Origin of the sequence: Allobosea sp. LjRoot237 (assembly GCF_964253285.1) — a bacterium.
GTDB lineage: Bacteria > Pseudomonadota > Alphaproteobacteria > Rhizobiales > Beijerinckiaceae > Allobosea.
Map to the genome: position 1 here is coordinate 2739183 of NZ_CAXUQP020000001.1, position 15043 is coordinate 2754225.

The following is a 15043-nucleotide window of genomic DNA, read 5'->3' on the forward strand; positions in this document are numbered from 1 at the left end:
ATGCAAGCTTTCCTCGATCAGCTCTGGATCGCCCGCTGGCCTCTCTGGGAGGGCCTTCTGCTGACGATCGGGAGCGCGGCCGCCTCGATCCTGTTCGGCACGCTGCTCGGCGTCATCGTCGGCATCCAGCTCGCCTATGCGCCATGGTGGCTGCGCCTGCCCTTCCGCGTCTATGTCGACATCATGCGCGGCACACCCGTGCTCGTGCTGATCCTCGCCGCCTACTACATTCCGGCGGTCGCAGGCCTCAGCCTCGGCCCGACGCAAGCCGGCATCCTGGCGCTGGCGCTGTTCGCCGGCGCCCATATCGGGGAGCTGATGCGCGGCTCGCTGCAGGCGATCCCGCCCGGGCAGGCCGAGGCGGGTCGCAGCATCGGCCTGACATATCCGCAGCTCCTCGCCTATGTGCTGCTGCCGCAGGCGGTCCGCTCGGCCCTGCCGCCCTGGATCAACACCGGCGTCGAGCTGATCAAGGGCTCCAGCCTGCTCTCTATCATCGGCGTCGGCGAGCTCCTGCTGAAGACGCAGGAGGTCATCGGCCGCAACTTCATGACCATCCAGTTCTATGTCTTCGCGGGCATCCTCTACCTCGCGATCAACATCGTCCTGGATCAGCTCGGCAAAGCCGTCGAAAGACGCGTGGGGCAGCCCGGATGAACGACAAGCAGCCCTCCCTCCTCGCTATCCGCGGACTGAAGAAACAGTTCGGCTCAACCGAAGTGCTCAAGGGCGTCGACCTCGAGCTGGGCCAGGGCGATGTGGTCTCGATCATCGGCTCCAGTGGCTCGGGCAAGACGACGCTGCTGCGCTGCGTCAACCTGCTCGAGGAGTATCAGGGCGGCGACATCGTTCTCGACGGCGAGACGATCGGCTATCGCGCGAGCCATGGCCGGCGCCAGCGGCTGGGCGATCGGGAGCTGTCGCGCCAGCGCGCGATGACCGGCATGGTCTTCCAGAGCTTCAACCTGTTCCCGCATCTCAGCGCCGCCGGCAACGTCATGCTCGGCCTGCGCAAGGTGCTCAGGCTGCCGAAGGCCGAAGCTCGCGCCATCGCCGAAAGCTGGCTCGACCGCGTCGGGCTCGCCGCCCGCGCCGAGCACTATCCGAGCCAGCTCTCCGGCGGCCAGCAGCAGCGCGTCGCCATCGCGCGGGCGCTCGCGATGAACCCGAAGCTCGTGCTCCTCGACGAGGTGACCTCGGCGCTCGATCCCGAGCTCGTCCAGGAGGTCCTCAACACGGTGAAGGGCATCGCCGACGACGGGGCGACATTGCTGATCGTCACGCACGAGATGCGCTTCGCCCGTGACGTCTCCAGCCGCGTCGTCTTCATGGAGCAAGGGCGCATCGTCGAGGACGGACCGCCCGCCCAGATCTTCGGCGCGCCGAAAAATGCGCGTCTCGCCGAATTCCTGCGGACCACGCGACATTGAGGTTGCGGCCGGCAGGCCGCGTCATCCGTATGTCAAAGACACCGCTTCGAATGCTTTCGGCGCATGCAAAGGAATCGATGCAACGTTCTGGGAAATCGTTTGAAATGGCGCGGGCGACGGGGCTCGAACCCGCGACCTCCGGCGTGACAGGCCGGCACTCTAACCAACTGAGCTACGCCCGCGCGGGCGGCGGAGGAACATGTCCTCGGCGGGGTTGGGATTATGGCCCCGGGCCCTGACTGTCAAGCACTGAAGCCGTCAAATTGTTGATCGTCGATGCCACGCCATGTCTTGCCGGATTTAACCATTCTCCAACCGAACTGGTCCATCCTTGCGAAAACGTGGATGCAGCTCATGGCCGACCCTCATCACGGCGCCTTTCGACACAGCATAGCGCTGTCGGTCGTGGTGCCCTGCTACAACGAGCGGGACGGCATCGCCGAGCTGCATCGGCGCGTGAGCGCGGCCTGCCTGGCAGCGGTCGGGCCATCCTACGAAATCGTCCTCATCATCGACGGCGCGACCGACGGTACCCGGGAAGCGATTCTCGATCTCGCTCGCCATGACAGCCATGTCGTCGCCATGGACCTCGCCCGCAACTACGGCCACCAGATCGCACTCACCGCGGGGCTCGAGTTTTGCCGGGGCGAACGCTGCCTGATCCTCGACGCAGACCTCCAGGATCCGCCGGAACTGCTCGCCGCGATGATGGCGAAGATGGATGAAGGTTTCGACGTCGTCTACGGCCAGCGCCGGAAGCGCGACGGCGAGAGCCTGTTCAAACGCTCCAGCGCCGCCCTGTTCTATCGCCTGCTGCGGCGGATAGTCGATGTCGAGATCGCTGCGGACGCCGGGGATTTCCGCCTGATGAGCCGGCGTACGCTCGACCATCTGAACGCGATGCCTGAGCGCTACCGCTTCGTACGCGGCATGGTGAGCTGGATCGGCTTGCGGCAGGTGGCCTTTCCATATGAAAGGCATCCGCGCTTTGCGGGAACGACGCACTATCCGCTGAAGAAGATGCTGCTTCTCGCCTTCGATGCGATGACGAGTTTCTCCATCGCGCCCTTGCGATTCGCGTCGCATCTGGGGATGGGTTTTGGCGTGCTCGGACTATGTGTCCTCGGCTACACCATCATGTCATGGCTGGCCGGCAACACCCTGCCTGGCTGGACCAGCCTTGCCGCGATCATCCTCATCCTCGGCAGCGTCCAATTGCTCGTGCTCGGCATCTTCGGCGAGTATCTCGGGCGCATGTACATGGAGACGAAGCGCCGCCCGCTCTACATCGTCGCCGAAATCGTCTGTGACGGTACGGCCGGGGCCCAAGGCAGCCCCGTGCACGAGCTGCAAGAACGGGTGAAGGGTATCGTCGGTGCCTGAGGCGGAATTCGACCAGTTCGCTCTCGACTATCAGCAGCAGCACGCCGCCAGCATTCGCATGAGTGGCGAGACGCCGGATTTTTTCGCCAAGTACAAGATCGAGGATATCGCGACGACCCTCATGGCGGCGGGGCGCCGTCCAAACCGGATTCTCGACTTCGGCGCCGGCATCGGCAACTCGCTGGGTCCTATGCGCGCGATCTTCCCCAATGCCGAGATCGTGCTGCTCGACCCATCGGCACAATCGCTCGATATGGCGGCACAACGCTTCCCCGGGCAGGCGCGCTTCACGCCGTTCGACGGCGAAACGATCCCTTTTCCGGAGGGACGGTTCGATGTCGTCTTCGCCGCCTGCGTCTTTCACCATATCCCCGAGCAGCTGCAAGCCGGATTGCTCAGCGAGATCGCGCGAGTACTCGCTCCCGGCGGCAGCCTTTTCCTGTTCGAACACAACCCTCTCAACCCGTTGACCAGGCATGCCGTGCGGAGCTGTCCGTTCGACAAGGATGCCGTTCTGATCGCAGCGAACGACATGTGCGCCAGAATCGCAGCGGCCGGCCTGCCGAGAACCAGGACCGTCTACAGAATCTTCTTCCCGCGGGTGCTCGCGCGGCTGCGACCGCTCGAACGCTATCTCACCCGTTTCCCCCTCGGAGCGCAGTATTTTGTCCATGCAGTCAAATCAGCCGCCTGAGCGGCTGCGCGTGCTGCGATTTGGGGTGGTCGGGATTGTCAACACCGCGCTCGGCTACGCCGTTATCCTGACGGGTCTTGCCTTGGGCTGGGGCGATATCGTCTCGAACGCAGCCGGCTATGCCGCCGGGCTCCTCGCCGGATTCGCGCTCAATCGGCGCTGGACCTTCCGCAGCGACGCGGGCTCGCGCATGAGCGAGGGCCGTCGCTATATGCTCGTCTTCCTCATCGCGTATTGTGCGAATCTCGCGGTCCTGGCCCTGGCGAGATCACTCGGGTTCGTGGAATCGCCCCTGGCCCAGCTTGCGGGCCTCTGCACCTATTCCATCCTCTTCTATCTCGGCTCGTCCCGGTACGTGTTCGTCGGCCGTCCCGGTTTGCGGGTATCGTCGCCGCCTGACGCCGCAGTCCGCAAGCCATGAGCGCTAGCCAAACCGTCCAACCCGTGGCCGACTCGCCATCGCCTGCTGCGGAAGCATGGCGCATGAGGTTGATCTCCAGCCTGCTTGCGGCCGCCATCATGGCCACGATTCTGCTCGTCCGCACCCCAGCCCTTCTTCAGGACCCCGACAGCTGGTGGCATATTCGCGTGGGGCTGGACATGCTTGCCACCCGCGTGTTCCCAACCATCGACAGCTACTCACACAGCTTCGCCGGTCAGCCCTGGATCGCGAAGGAATGGCTGAGCCAGGCGCTCCTGGCACTGGCCTACAAGGGCGCCGGCTGGAACGGTGTCGTACTCGCCATTGTCGCGGCGATTTCGTTGACGGTCTTCCTGCTCGCCTGGCAGTTCGGCGAGGCGTTGAAGCCGAGCATCGCGCTGGCCCTGGCTCTGAGCCTCGCTCTTCTGTCCGCCTTCGTCTTCACTGCCCGGCCGCATGTCTTCACGCTGCCCATCATCGTGGTCTGGACGGCCTGCCTGTTCCGGTCCGCCGGCGCCGGCCGGCCCCCCGGCTTCGGACTGCTCGTCCTGCTCTGGCTGTGGGCCAATCTCCACGCCTCGTTCACGCTCGGCTTCGTCATTGCGGCCTTTGCCGGGCTGGAAATCCTCATCCGCTATCGGCTGGCGCAGCCTCGGCTGCTGGCTCAATGGTGCATCTTCGGCGCGCTGTGCCCGCTGGTGAGCCTGATCAACCCCTATGGCCTCAAGGCCATCCTGGCGACCTTCACCGTCGCCGGCGCCAACGAGGCCGTGCCGCTCATCACGGAGTGGCGGCCGTTCAATGCCTCTGCCACGCCTCTGAACGAGGCAGCTTTGTTGCTGATGCTGCTGGGGCTGCTCGTCTCGGGCCTCCGCATCGGGCTGGCGAGGGCGCTCTTCGTCCTGTTCGCGTTGCATCTCTATCTCGCGCACGAGCGCTTCGTTTACGTGTTCTTCCTGCTGGTTCCCGTGGTGCTGGCTGTGCAGGTCGCGGAACAGTTTCCCGCATTGTCGATCCGGACGTGGATGACGGAGCAGCGCGACGGATTGGAGCGTTTCCTGCTCGGGCACTATCGGCTGGCCTTCGGCGTCAGTGTCGCTCTCGTGATGGGCACTGGCGTTGTCCTAACGCGTGGCCCCGCCATTGAACCGAGCCAGAAGACATCGGCGAAGGATGCGCTGGCCTTCGCTGCGCAGCGCGGCCTGTCAGGCCCTGTCCTCAACTCCTACGAGTTTGGCGGAACTCTCATCTTCCACGGCGTTAAGACCTTCATTGACGGCCGCACCGACCAGCTTTTCCTGAACGGCTTCACGCAAGCGGATGACGCGACGGGACGCAGCGCTGGCAAGCCGCTGCTGCAAACCCAATTGCGCAAATATGGAGTCGACTGGGCGCTACTGTCGGCCGGGGACAACCGCATTCCGTTCTTTGAGGAATTGCCCGGCTGGACGCGCGCCTATTCCGATCGCTATGCGGTGATCTACACCCGCAGTCGCTGAACCCGTTGAACGAACGCCCCTGGGTCCGACAGCTGCCATGCGATGGCTGGTGGGCGGTGACGGGCTCGAACCGCCGACATCTTCGGTGTAAACGAAGCGCTCTACCGACTGAGCTAACCGCCCCTGTCCGCCGTTTAAGGCCATGGGAGCGGCTTCGCAAGCCACAGGCGGTCGCTTGCGAACCCTTTCCTCAGGCCGGCAGCATCCAGAGCGTATGCACGCGGCCATCCTGGTCAAAGCCGATGCCGCATTGCAGGGAGCCTTGGGCGAACCGCGCCTCGTAGATATCGACGCCGTCCTCGGCAACGCGGCGGAAGCCAGGCGACTGCAGATCGCCCTTCGCTTCGAGCTCCGCGCTCACGATCGGCTGTTGCTCGCGGACTGCGTCCGCCAACTCCTCGCTCAAGAACTCGAAAGACATCCGGCCGCGCTGCTGCTGCTCGAGGAGCTCGCGCAACGTCACCTCGCTCTGCGGATGCGGGATCCGATTGCGAATCCGCTCGCCGAGTTCATCGCTCAGGCGCCTAGGCTATAATGCAGGGTGCGGTTCAAGCGCTCCGCCAAAGAAAAAGGCCGCCGGCGATGCCGGCGGCCTTCCTATTCACGAGTGATGAGTTCAGTGGGCGACGAGGCCGGTAGCCGCGTCGTCCTCGGTGGACTTGGGCGCAGGCGCCTTGAGGTCCTCTTCCCAGACGATCGGCGTCGGCTGGCGCACCAGCGCATGCTGCAGCACCTGGTCCATGCGCGAGACCGGGACGATCTCGAGCCCATTCTTCACGGATTTCGGCAGATCGACCAGATCCTTGGCGTTGTCCTCGGGGATCAGCACCTTCTTGATGCCACCGCGCAGGGCAGCCAGCAGCTTCTCCTTGAGGCCACCGATCGGCAGCGCCCGGCCCCGCAGCGTGACCTCACCGGTCATGGCGACATCGCGGCGGACCGGGATGCCGGTCATCACCGAGACGATGGCCGTCGCCATGCCGATGCCCGCCGACGGACCGTCCTTCGGGGTCGCCCCCTCGGGAAGGTGGACGTGGATGTCGCGTCGATCGAAGAGCGGCGGCTCGATGCCGAAATCGATGGCGCGGGAGCGGACATAAGATGCCGCCGCCGAGATCGATTCCTTCATCACGTCGCGCAGGTTGCCGGTGACGGTCATCTTGCCCTTGCCGGGCATCATCACGCCTTCGATCGTCAGCATCTCGCCGCCGACCTCGGTCCAGGCCAAGCCGGTGACGACGCCGACCTGATCCTCGGTCTCCGCCATGCCATAGCGATAGCGTGGCGGGCCGAGATACTCTTCCAGCACCGCAGGCGTGACCGCGACCTTCTTCTTCTTGGTCAGCACGATCTCCTTCACCGCCTTGCGGACGGTGTTGGCGAGCTCGCGCTCGAGGTTACGCACCCCGGCCTCGCGGGTATAGCGCCGGACCAGCGTCGTCAGGGCCTCGTCGTCGATCGACCATTCCTTGGATTCGAGGCCGTGCTTCTTGATCGTCCCCGGAATCAGGTGGCGACGCGCGATTTCGGCCTTCTCGTCCTCGGTGTAGCCGGCGATGCGGATCACCTCCATGCGGTCCAGCAGGGCCGGCGGGATGTTCAGCGTGTTCGCCGTGGTCACGAACATCACGTTCGATAGGTCGTAGTCGACCTCGAGGTAATGGTCGTTGAAGGTCGAGTTCTGCTCGGGATCGAGCACCTCGAGCAGGGCCGCCGACGGATCGCCGCGGAAATCCTGGCCCATCTTGTCGATCTCGTCGAGCAGGATGAGCGGGTTCGAGGTCTTGGCCTTCTTCATCGACTGGATGATCTTGCCGGGCATCGAGCCGATATAGGTGCGGCGGTGGCCGCGGATCTCGGCCTCGTCACGCACGCCGCCAAGCGACATGCGCACGAACTCGCGGCCGGTCGCCTTGGCGATCGACTTGCCGAGCGAAGTCTTGCCGACGCCCGGAGGGCCGACGAGGCACAGGATCGGTCCGGCGAGCCGGTTGGCACGCTGCTGCACGGCGAGGTATTCGACGATGCGGTCCTTGACCTTGTCGAGACCGAAATGATCGTCGTCGAGCACCTTCTGGGCCGCGGCCAGGTCCTTCTTGATCTTCGACTTCTTGGCCCACGGGATACCGAGCAGCCAGTCGAGATAGTTGCGGACGACCGTGGCTTCGGCAGACATCGGCGACATCTGGCGCAGCTTCTTGACCTCGGCGACGGCCTTGTCGCGCGCCTCCTTGGTCAACTTGGTCTTGGCGATGCGCTCTTCCAGCTCGGCCAGCTCGTCACGGCCTTCCTCGCCGTCGCCAAGCTCCTTCTGGATCGCCTTCATCTGCTCGTTGAGATAGTACTCGCGCTGGGTCTTCTCCATCTGGCGCTTGACGCGCGAGCGGATGCGCTTCTCGACCTGCAGCACCGACATCTCGCTCTCCATCAGGGAGAGCACCTTCTCGAGCCGGTGGGCGACGTTCATCACCTCAAGCACGGTCTGCCGGTCGGCGATCTTGACCGCAAGATGCGAGGCGACCGTATCGGCGAGCTTGGCCGGCTCGTCGATCTGGGAGACCGCCGCGACGATCTCGGGCGAGATCTTCTTGTTGAGCTTCACATAATTCTCGAACTCGCTGATCACCGAGCGGGCCAGCGCCTCGACCTCGACCTTCTTGCCGGCCTCCTCAGCGAGCGCCTCGGCCTCGGCCTGATAGAAATCGTCGGTGGCGGTATAGGCCGTCGCCTTCGCCCGGCCGATGCCCTCGACGAGCACCTTCACGGTCGAGTCGGGCAGCTTGAGCAGCTGGAGCACGCGGGCGAGCGTGCCGATCTCGTAGATGTCACCGGTTTCCGGATCATCGTCGCCGGCATTCTTCTGCGTGGCGAGCAGGATCAGGCCATCGTTCTTGACGACTTCCTCAAGCGCGCGAATGGACTTCTCGCGGCCGACGAAGAGCGGAACGATCATGTGCGGGAATACGACGATGTCGCGCAGCGGCAGGACCGGATAGGTATCGGTCGTACCGGGGACAAGCGGGGCGCGGGGCGTCGAGCCAGTCATGTCTAGTCCTTCAAGTTTTCGTCCGGCCGACCCCGAAAAGGCGATCGAAACGGACGTACCGCGCGACGCGACCATTCGCGCCAGGCGCCCCCGCAAACCGCGCCCTCGACAGGCACGCGACTCTTGCAGGTGATCCTAAGGTGGATGTTTCGACGCCGGCTTTCAAGCGACGGCCACGCAAAGTCCACCGCAGCTTCTGCCATAGCCGGCACACGAGACCGTGAGGATCGGCAAGGCAAAAACCGTTTCCGGGCAGTCGTATCCGCCCAGGCCTAAAAAGCAAAACGCGCGCCAATGGCGCGCGTTCCGAACTGAACCAGAAACGGGCTTAGCTCAGGCCGAGGCCGACTTGGCCTCTTCTTCGCGATCCGCATAGATGAACAGCGGGCGCGACTTGGTCTCGACCGCCTCGGGGCCGATCACGACCTGCTCGACGCCTTCCAGCCCCGGCAGCTCGTACATGGTCTCGAGCAGAATGCCTTCCATGATCGAGCGCAGGCCACGCGCGCCGGTCTTGCGCTCGATCGCCTTGCGGGCAATCAGGCTGACCGCCTCGTCGGTGAAGGTCAGCTCGGTGTCCTCCATCTCGAACAGGCGCTGATACTGCTTGACCAAAGCGTTCTTGGGTTCGGTCAGGATGGTCTTGAGCGCCGCCTCGTCGAGATCCTCCAGCGTCGCCAGCACCGGCAGGCGGCCGACGAACTCCGGGATCAGGCCGAACTTGAGCAGATCCTCGGGCTCGACCTCGCGGAAGATCGCGCCGGTGCGCCGGTCGTCCGGCCCCTTCACGTTTGCGCCGAAGCCGATCGAGGTGCCCTTGCCGCGACTGGAAATGATCTTGTCCAGCCCGGCGAAGGCGCCGCCGCAGATGAACAGGATGTTAGTGGTGTCGACCTGCAGGAACTCCTGCTGCGGATGCTTGCGCCCGCCCTGCGGCGGCACGGAGGCAACGGTGCCTTCCATGATCTTGAGCAGCGCCTGCTGGACGCCCTCGCCCGAGACGTCACGGGTGATCGACGGGTTGTCGGACTTCCGGCTGATCTTGTCGATCTCGTCGATGTAGACGATGCCGCGCTGCGCCCGCTCGACATTATAGTCGGAGGCCTGGAGCAGCTTCAGGATGATGTTCTCGACGTCCTCGCCGACATAGCCGGCCTCGGTCAGCGTCGTCGCATCCGCCATCGTGAAGGGCACGTCGAGAATGCGCGCCAGCGTCTGCGCCAGCAGCGTCTTGCCCGAACCGGTCGGCCCGATCAGCAGGATGTTCGACTTGGCGAGCTCGACGTCGTTGTGCTTCGAGGCGTGCGAGAGCCGCTTGTAATGGTTGTGGACCGCGACCGAGAGCACCTTCTTGGCGTGATCCTGACCGATGACGTAGTCGTCGAGGACCTTGCGGATCTCCTTCGGAGTCGGCACGCCGTCCTTCGACTTCACCAGCGCGGACTTCGATTCCTCGCGAATGATGTCCATGCAGAGCTCAACGCATTCATCGCAGATGAACACGGTCGGGCCCGCGATCAGCTTGCGGACCTCATGCTGGCTCTTGCCGCAGAAGGAGCAGTAGAGCGTGCTCTTGGAATCGCCGCCGCTGGCCTTACTCATCGTGATTCTCCATCTCGGAGGACGAAATCCGCCACCGAATAACGGCAGGCTGATGTCGTCTCCCCGTCATAATAGGCGCTCAGATCACGATTTTTAGGTTAACGCGTCGCTCTGGCGCAGGCGGCGACGAAACTGACCCAAAACCGGACCGCTCGGGCGCCTTGCTGCGCCCTTCCGATGCCCCATGCAAACATGGGGCCTAGTCTCTAGGCAATATGGCCCTTCGAAAGCCACTCGCCAACCCACAGGCGCGTTGTATCGCGACGACCTCAGGCCGCCGCCTCGTCCGCGCGCTTGTCGATGACCTTGTCGATCAACCCGAACTCCTTGGCCTGATCGGCGGTCATGAAATTATCGCGCTCCAGCGCGCCCTCGATGTCCTCGTAGGAGCGGCCGGTGTGCCTGACGTAGATCTCGTTCAGGCGCCGCTTCAGGCTCTCGACCTCGCGGGCATGGATCAGGATGTCGGTGACCTGGCCCTGGAAGCCGCCGGAGGGCTGGTGGACCATGATCCGCGCATTCGGCAGGGCAAAGCGCATGTCCTTGGCGCCCGCGGTGAGCAAGAGCGAGCCCATCGAGGCGGCCTGGCCGACGCAGAGCGTCGTCACCGGGCAGCGGATAAATTGCATGGTGTCGTAGATCGACAGGCCCGAGGTGACCACGCCGCCGGGCGAGTTAATGTAGAAGGAGATTTCCTTCTTCGGGTTCTCGGCCTCGAGGAACAGGAGCTGCGCCACGATCAGCGAGGCGGAGTAATCCTCGACCGGGCCGGTCAGGAAGATGATTCGCTCGCGCAGCAGGCGCGAATAGATGTCGAAAGCGCGCTCGCCGCGGCTCGACTGCTCGACCACCATCGGGACGAGATTATTATAGGTCTCGATCGGGTCACGCATCATGGTCGGTCCTTGGGGTCAAAGCGGGCGGGAATCAGCCGAGAGCGGCGAAACCCCACATAAGCATGCCGGCGGCAGCTGAAAAGGGAAGCGCCGCCCGGCAGGATGCGGGCGGCGCGAAATCGTAAGCCAGGTGCGGAAGGGATCAGGCCGAAGCCTCGTCGTCCGCGGCCTTCTTGGCCTTCTTCGCCTTGGCGGCCTTCGGCTTGGCCTCGGCGGCGCCCTCTTCCTCGTCATCGGCGAAGAGCGCCTCGCGCGAAACCGACTTGTCGGAAACCTTCACCTGGCCGAGCAGATGGTCGACGACCTTCTCCTCGAAGATCGGGGCGCGGATCTCGGCCAACGCCTGCGGGTTCTTGCGATAGAACTCCCAGACTTCCTTCTCCTGGCCCGGGAACTGGCGAGCGCGCTGGATCAGGGCCTGCGTCACCTCGTCATCGGCGATCTGGACCTTGGCCTGCTCGCCGATCTCGGCCAGCACCAGGCCGAGACGCACGCGGCGCTCGGCGATCCTGCGGTACTCGGCGCGAGCCTCGTCCTCGGTGGTGTTCTCGTCAGCGAAGGTCTTGTTGGCGTTCTTCATATCCGCCTCGACCTGGCTCCAGACCGCGGCGAACTCCTGCTCGACCAGGGTCGGCGGCAGCTCGAAGCTGTACTTGGCGTCGAGCGCGTCGAGCAGGCTCTTCTTGACCTTGCGGCGTGACTGCTCGCCGAACTCGCGGCCGATCTGCTCGCGGATCGCGGTCTTGAGCGCGTCGAGCGACTCCATGCCGAAGCCCTTGGCGAGCTCGTCGTCGATCTTGAGCTCGCCCGGTCCCTGGACGTCGTCGACGGTGACGGCGAACTCGGCCGGCTTGCCGGCAAGGTTCTCGGCCGCATAGTTCTCGGGGAACGTCACCGAGACGGTGCGCTGGTCGCCCTTCTTGACGCCCTCGAGCTGCTCCTCGAAGCCCGGGATGAACTGGCCGGCGCCGAGCTCGAGCGGGATTTCCGAGCCGGTGCCGCCGTCGAAGGGCTTGCCTTCGAGCGTGCCGACGAAGGAGATCAGCAGGCGGTCGCCCTTGGTGGCCTTGGCGCCATCCTTCTTCGACTCGAAGCTGCGGTTCTGCGAAGCCATGCGCTCCAGCGCTGCGTCGACATCCGCCGCGGGCACCTCGGCGACCGGCTTCTCGAGCGCGACATCGGAGACATCAACGATCTCGATCTTCGGGAGTACCTCGAGCGCGACGGTGAAGGCGAGATCGCCCTTGGCCTCCATCGCGGCCTCGATCTCGTCCTTGTTCTCGGGGAACTTGATCTGCGGCTCGAAGGCGAGCTTGAGCTCGTTGTCGGCGATGATCTTCTGGTTCGCCTCGTTGACGGCGTTCTGCACCACATCGGCCATGACCGAGCGGCCATAGAGCCGGCGCAGATGGCCGACCGGGACCTTGCCGGGACGGAAGCCGTTGATCTTGGCCTTGCCCTGCAGGTCCTGAAGGCTGTCATCGAGCCTCGACTTGAGGTCGGTGGCGTTCAGCACCACCTGAAATTCGCGCTTGAGGCCCTGGGACAGGGTTTCCGTCACGTTCATCGTTCTGATCCGCCAACAGCTCTTTAACTTCAATGTCCAAAGCGCGACGCCGAATGACCGCCGCCGCGCTCGCGAAATCCGAATCCTGGTGCGGGCGGAGGGACTCGAACCCCCACGACTTTCGCCGCTGGTACCTAAAACCAGTGCGTCTACCAGTTCCGCCACGCCCGCCAACCCGGTGCGCCATATCGCGGTTTTCGCGACAGCAGCACCGTAGGCCGCGCCGCTATACCATTTCGGACGCGTCATGCAGCAAAAAAATGCGACAGTTCTGCGAACGCCGCTCCCTAGCGGCTTTGCACTCGCCAGAACAGCACGGCCCGGCTATGTCGCGAGCATGAGCAAAGACGCTTCGCCACCGGCCTCGCGCCCTCATCCCAGCCGACGCCTGGTCATCGCACAGGCCGCCGGCGCCGCGACCCTGCTCACGCCGCTTTCCGCACTGGCCCAGCAGACGCCGACTGCTCCGGCGCCAGCTGCCGGCGGCGCGATGCGAGACCTTGTCGCGACCTCGGCCAAGGTGCGGCTGCGGCCTGCGCCGGCGCCCGAGACGGAGATCTGGGCCTTCGACGGCGCCACGCCGGGCCCGGTTCTCAAAGTGAAGCAGGGCGAGACATTACGTCTCACCTTGCAGAATCGGACCGACAAGCCGCTCTCGCTGCACTGGCATGGCCTGCGCGCCGATCACGCCATGGACGGCGTCGGCGGCTTCAGCCAGGAGCCGGTGCCGCCGGGCGGGCAATTCGAATACCGGCTGACGCCGCCCGATTCCGGCACCTCCCTCTATCGGCCGATGCTGATCGGTGGCTCGTCCGAGCCAGCCGGGCGCGGGCTCTGCGGCATGCTGATCGTCGAGGAGAAGGAGCCGCCGTCGGTCGATCTCGACCTGCCCGCCTTGATCGGCGACTGGCTGCTCAGCGACGACCAGAAGCTCTTGCCCTTCGCTGCCGACGGACAGGACGGCGCCGCGGCCGGACGGCTCGGCAGCTGGCTCACCGTCAACGGCAAGCCGCCGCCGCTGCCGGTCAAGCTGCCACCGGGTGCTCGCGTCAGGCTTCGCCTCGGCAATGCCTGCAATGCGCGGATCATGCGATTGCGCTTCGACGAGATGAAGGCCTTCGTCGCAGCGGTCGACGGCCAGCCGACCGAGACCTTCGAGCCGGTCAGGGCGCAGCTGCCTTTCGCGCCGGGCACGCGCTACGACGTGATCTTCGACATGCCGGAGACGATCGGGGCCAGCGCCAGCGTCACCGCGCTGATCGGCCCGGGCGTGCCGCTGGTGCGCTTCGTCTCGGAGGGCACGGCCAAAGCGGCGCGCACGCCGATCGCCGCGATGCCGCCCAACCCGGCCCTGCCGGCGGCGGTTCGGTTGCAGGACGCGAAGCGTGCCGAGCTGGTGATCGAGGGCGGCGCCAGGATCACGGCGGAGAACAAGCTCGACCTCGCCGGGCTCGATCTAGCCAGGCCCTGGACTGTCAATGGCGGCCAGGGCGATCCGAAGGGCAAGCCGCTGTTCAGCGTCAAGCGTGGGGCGCCCGTCGTGATCGGCATCACCAACAAGACCGCCTTCCTGCAGCCGCTACATGTCCACGGCCACAGCTTCCGCCTGCTGCATCCGCTCGACGATGGCTGGGAGCCCTATTTCCTCGACACGGTGCAGATTCCCGAGGGAAAACGCCTGCACATCGCCTTCATCGCCGACAATCCCGGGCGCTGGCTGATCTCCTCGACCGTGCTGGAGCGCTTCGACCGCGGGCTGTGGAGCTGGTTCGAGGTGACGTGAGACTATAAGCGGCGCAGGAAGACAGCCGGTTCCGACACGGGCTCCGTCAGCCCTCATACGCCCATGGATTAACCAAGGCTACGCCGGTTTCGGCGAAATCAGAGACATTGCGGGTCGCGATGGCGGCTCCACGCGAGGTCGCGATTGCCGCGATCTGCGCATCAAACTGACTGATCGGCCGACCGGCCTGCCGGCGCGCGACGGCCAGCGTGGCATAGGCATCCGCCGCATCCTCGTCGAACGGCAACACACGACCGGCGAAATCCTCAGCGAAGATGGGCTCGACAGCAGCAAGCAGTTCCTTCTTGCGCTTGCCGTCCGAAAGCAGGCGCACGCCATAGAGGATCTCAGCCTGCGTGATCGTCGTCGTGAAGATCGAGGCCGGCGGCTGGTCGGTCAGCCATGCCTCCACGGCGCCATCGGGCTTCGGACGCAGGAGTTCGGAGATGACGTTGGTGTCGAGAATGATCATCAGCCGAAATCGATCGGCTCACGGATCGCCTCACGCCCGGGGATATCGAGCTCCACTCCTCCGACCTTCGCCATCCGGCTGCGAATTCGATCGGCGAGATTGCGCCGGTTCTGATGAGGCTCGACCGAAAGGGCCGCTCTCAGAATCTCGCGCGCCTCCTCCTCCATCGAGCGTCCGCGCGAGGCAGCGCGTATGCGCAGGCGCTTTTTCAACTGACCGTCGAGATTGCGGATCGTCATACCCGTCATGG

At 64.8% G+C, this 15043-nt stretch carries 14 protein-coding genes and 3 tRNA genes; 7 read left to right on the forward strand and 10 right to left on the reverse strand.

All coding sequences use genetic code 11. The annotated features are described in order from the left end of the window. Both ACSQ24_RS13290 and ACSQ24_RS13295 read left to right on the forward strand, forming a co-directional pair. Positions 1-657 carry an amino acid ABC transporter permease gene (locus ACSQ24_RS13290; RefSeq protein ID WP_436095133.1) on the forward strand — a complete coding sequence of 219 codons (657 nt, stop codon included), beginning with the start codon at positions 1-3 and terminating at the stop codon, positions 655-657. Beyond that, complete coding sequence (locus tag ACSQ24_RS13295; protein ID WP_436095134.1) at positions 654-1430, forward strand: amino acid ABC transporter ATP-binding protein; 777 nt, start codon at positions 654-656, stop codon at positions 1428-1430. The genes ACSQ24_RS13290 and ACSQ24_RS13295 overlap by 4 nt, the downstream gene beginning before the upstream one ends. A gap of 105 nt (positions 1431-1535) precedes the next feature. Here ACSQ24_RS13295 and ACSQ24_RS13300 read toward each other — a convergent pair. Then, a tRNA-Asp gene (locus ACSQ24_RS13300) sits at positions 1536-1612 on the reverse strand. A 172-nt stretch (positions 1613-1784) separates the two neighbouring features. Between ACSQ24_RS13300 and ACSQ24_RS13305 the strand changes: the two genes are divergently transcribed. The 4 genes from ACSQ24_RS13305 to ACSQ24_RS13320 all read left to right on the forward strand — a co-directional run bounded on the left by ACSQ24_RS13305 (position 1785) and on the right by ACSQ24_RS13320 (position 5427). Continuing rightward, positions 1785-2813 carry a glycosyltransferase family 2 protein gene (locus tag ACSQ24_RS13305; RefSeq protein WP_436097885.1) on the forward strand — a complete coding sequence of 343 codons (1029 nt, stop codon included), beginning with the start codon at positions 1785-1787 and terminating at the stop codon, positions 2811-2813. Further along, positions 2806-3507 carry a class I SAM-dependent methyltransferase gene (locus ACSQ24_RS13310; RefSeq protein ID WP_436095135.1) on the forward strand — a complete coding sequence of 234 codons (702 nt, stop codon included), beginning with the start codon at positions 2806-2808 and terminating at the stop codon, positions 3505-3507. The genes ACSQ24_RS13305 and ACSQ24_RS13310 overlap by 8 nt, the downstream gene beginning before the upstream one ends. After that, positions 3485-3928: a GtrA family protein gene (locus ACSQ24_RS13315; protein ID WP_436095136.1), complete on the forward strand. Its 444-nt coding sequence runs from the start codon at positions 3485-3487 to the stop codon at positions 3926-3928. The genes ACSQ24_RS13310 and ACSQ24_RS13315 overlap by 23 nt, the downstream gene beginning before the upstream one ends. A gap of 62 nt (positions 3929-3990) precedes the next feature. Continuing rightward, positions 3991-5427 (forward strand): hypothetical protein, encoded by a 1437-nt coding sequence (locus tag ACSQ24_RS13320; protein ID WP_436095137.1) that lies wholly within the window; start codon positions 3991-3993, stop codon positions 5425-5427. Between the two features lie 47 nt (positions 5428-5474). Here ACSQ24_RS13320 and ACSQ24_RS13325 read toward each other — a convergent pair. The 7 genes from ACSQ24_RS13325 to ACSQ24_RS13355 form a co-directional block, all read right to left on the reverse strand. After that, a tRNA-Val gene (locus ACSQ24_RS13325) sits at positions 5475-5550 on the reverse strand. Between the two features lie 67 nt (positions 5551-5617). Then, positions 5618-5884 carry a hypothetical protein gene (locus tag ACSQ24_RS13330; RefSeq protein ID WP_436095138.1) on the reverse strand — a complete coding sequence of 89 codons (267 nt, stop codon included), beginning with the start codon at positions 5882-5884 and terminating at the stop codon, positions 5618-5620. 159 nt (positions 5885-6043) lie between these two features. Beyond that, entirely contained in the window at positions 6044-8473 is a 2430-nt protein-coding gene (lon, locus tag ACSQ24_RS13335; protein ID WP_436095139.1) for an endopeptidase La, read from the reverse strand. A gap of 333 nt (positions 8474-8806) precedes the next feature. Further along, positions 8807-10075, reverse strand: coding sequence for an ATP-dependent Clp protease ATP-binding subunit ClpX (clpX, locus tag ACSQ24_RS13340; protein ID WP_284169728.1), 1269 nt, complete (start codon positions 10073-10075; stop codon positions 8807-8809). A gap of 269 nt (positions 10076-10344) precedes the next feature. Continuing rightward, a complete protein-coding gene (locus tag ACSQ24_RS13345) occupies positions 10345-10968 on the reverse strand; it encodes an ATP-dependent Clp protease proteolytic subunit (protein ID WP_436095140.1) in 624 nt (207 codons plus the stop codon). A 145-nt stretch (positions 10969-11113) separates the two neighbouring features. Further along, positions 11114-12538, reverse strand: a complete 1425-nt coding sequence (gene tig, locus ACSQ24_RS13350; RefSeq protein WP_436095141.1) for a trigger factor — start codon at positions 12536-12538, stop codon at positions 11114-11116. 86 nt (positions 12539-12624) lie between these two features. Beyond that, positions 12625-12709: transfer RNA gene (locus ACSQ24_RS13355), tRNA-Leu, on the reverse strand. Between the two features lie 166 nt (positions 12710-12875). On the opposite strand from ACSQ24_RS13355, the gene ACSQ24_RS13360 reads away from it, so the two are divergent. After that, on the forward strand, positions 12876-14321 hold the full coding sequence (locus ACSQ24_RS13360; RefSeq protein ID WP_436095142.1) for a multicopper oxidase family protein: 1446 nt from the start codon (positions 12876-12878) through the stop codon (positions 14319-14321). Positions 14322-14367: 46 nt separating this feature from the next. On the opposite strand, the gene ACSQ24_RS13365 is transcribed toward ACSQ24_RS13360, so the two are convergent. Together ACSQ24_RS13365 and ACSQ24_RS13370 are read right to left on the reverse strand one after the other, a co-directional pair. Beyond that, positions 14368-14793 (reverse strand): type II toxin-antitoxin system VapC family toxin, encoded by a 426-nt coding sequence (locus ACSQ24_RS13365; RefSeq protein WP_436095143.1) that lies wholly within the window; start codon positions 14791-14793, stop codon positions 14368-14370. Beyond that, entirely contained in the window at positions 14793-15041 is a 249-nt protein-coding gene (locus tag ACSQ24_RS13370) for a FitA-like ribbon-helix-helix domain-containing protein (RefSeq protein WP_436095144.1), read from the reverse strand. The genes ACSQ24_RS13365 and ACSQ24_RS13370 overlap by 1 nt, the downstream gene beginning before the upstream one ends. Positions 15042-15043 lie beyond the last annotated feature (2 nt).

Coding starts and splice junctions, on each gene's coding strand:
- ACSQ24_RS13305 (WP_436097885.1), top strand. CDS start 1,785: ATGGCCGACCCTCATCACGGCGCCTTTCGACACAGCATAGCGCTGTCG.
- ACSQ24_RS13365 (WP_436095143.1), bottom strand. CDS start 14,793: ATGATCATTCTCGACACCAACGTCATCTCCGAACTCCTGCGTCCGAAG.
- ACSQ24_RS13290 (WP_436095133.1), top strand. CDS start 1: ATGCAAGCTTTCCTCGATCAGCTCTGGATCGCCCGCTGGCCTCTCTGG.
- ACSQ24_RS13345 (WP_436095140.1), bottom strand. CDS start 10,968: ATGCGTGACCCGATCGAGACCTATAATAATCTCGTCCCGATGGTGGTC.
- ACSQ24_RS13315 (WP_436095136.1), top strand. CDS start 3,485: ATGCAGTCAAATCAGCCGCCTGAGCGGCTGCGCGTGCTGCGATTTGGG.
- clpX (WP_284169728.1), bottom strand. CDS start 10,075: ATGAGTAAGGCCAGCGGCGGCGATTCCAAGAGCACGCTCTACTGCTCC.
- ACSQ24_RS13360 (WP_436095142.1), top strand. CDS start 12,876: ATGAGCAAAGACGCTTCGCCACCGGCCTCGCGCCCTCATCCCAGCCGA.
- lon (WP_436095139.1), bottom strand. CDS start 8,473: ATGACTGGCTCGACGCCCCGCGCCCCGCTTGTCCCCGGTACGACCGAT.
- tig (WP_436095141.1), bottom strand. CDS start 12,538: ATGAACGTGACGGAAACCCTGTCCCAGGGCCTCAAGCGCGAATTTCAG.
- ACSQ24_RS13320 (WP_436095137.1), top strand. CDS start 3,991: ATGAGGTTGATCTCCAGCCTGCTTGCGGCCGCCATCATGGCCACGATT.
- ACSQ24_RS13295 (WP_436095134.1), top strand. CDS start 654: ATGAACGACAAGCAGCCCTCCCTCCTCGCTATCCGCGGACTGAAGAAA.
- ACSQ24_RS13370 (WP_436095144.1), bottom strand. CDS start 15,041: ATGACGGGTATGACGATCCGCAATCTCGACGGTCAGTTGAAAAAGCGC.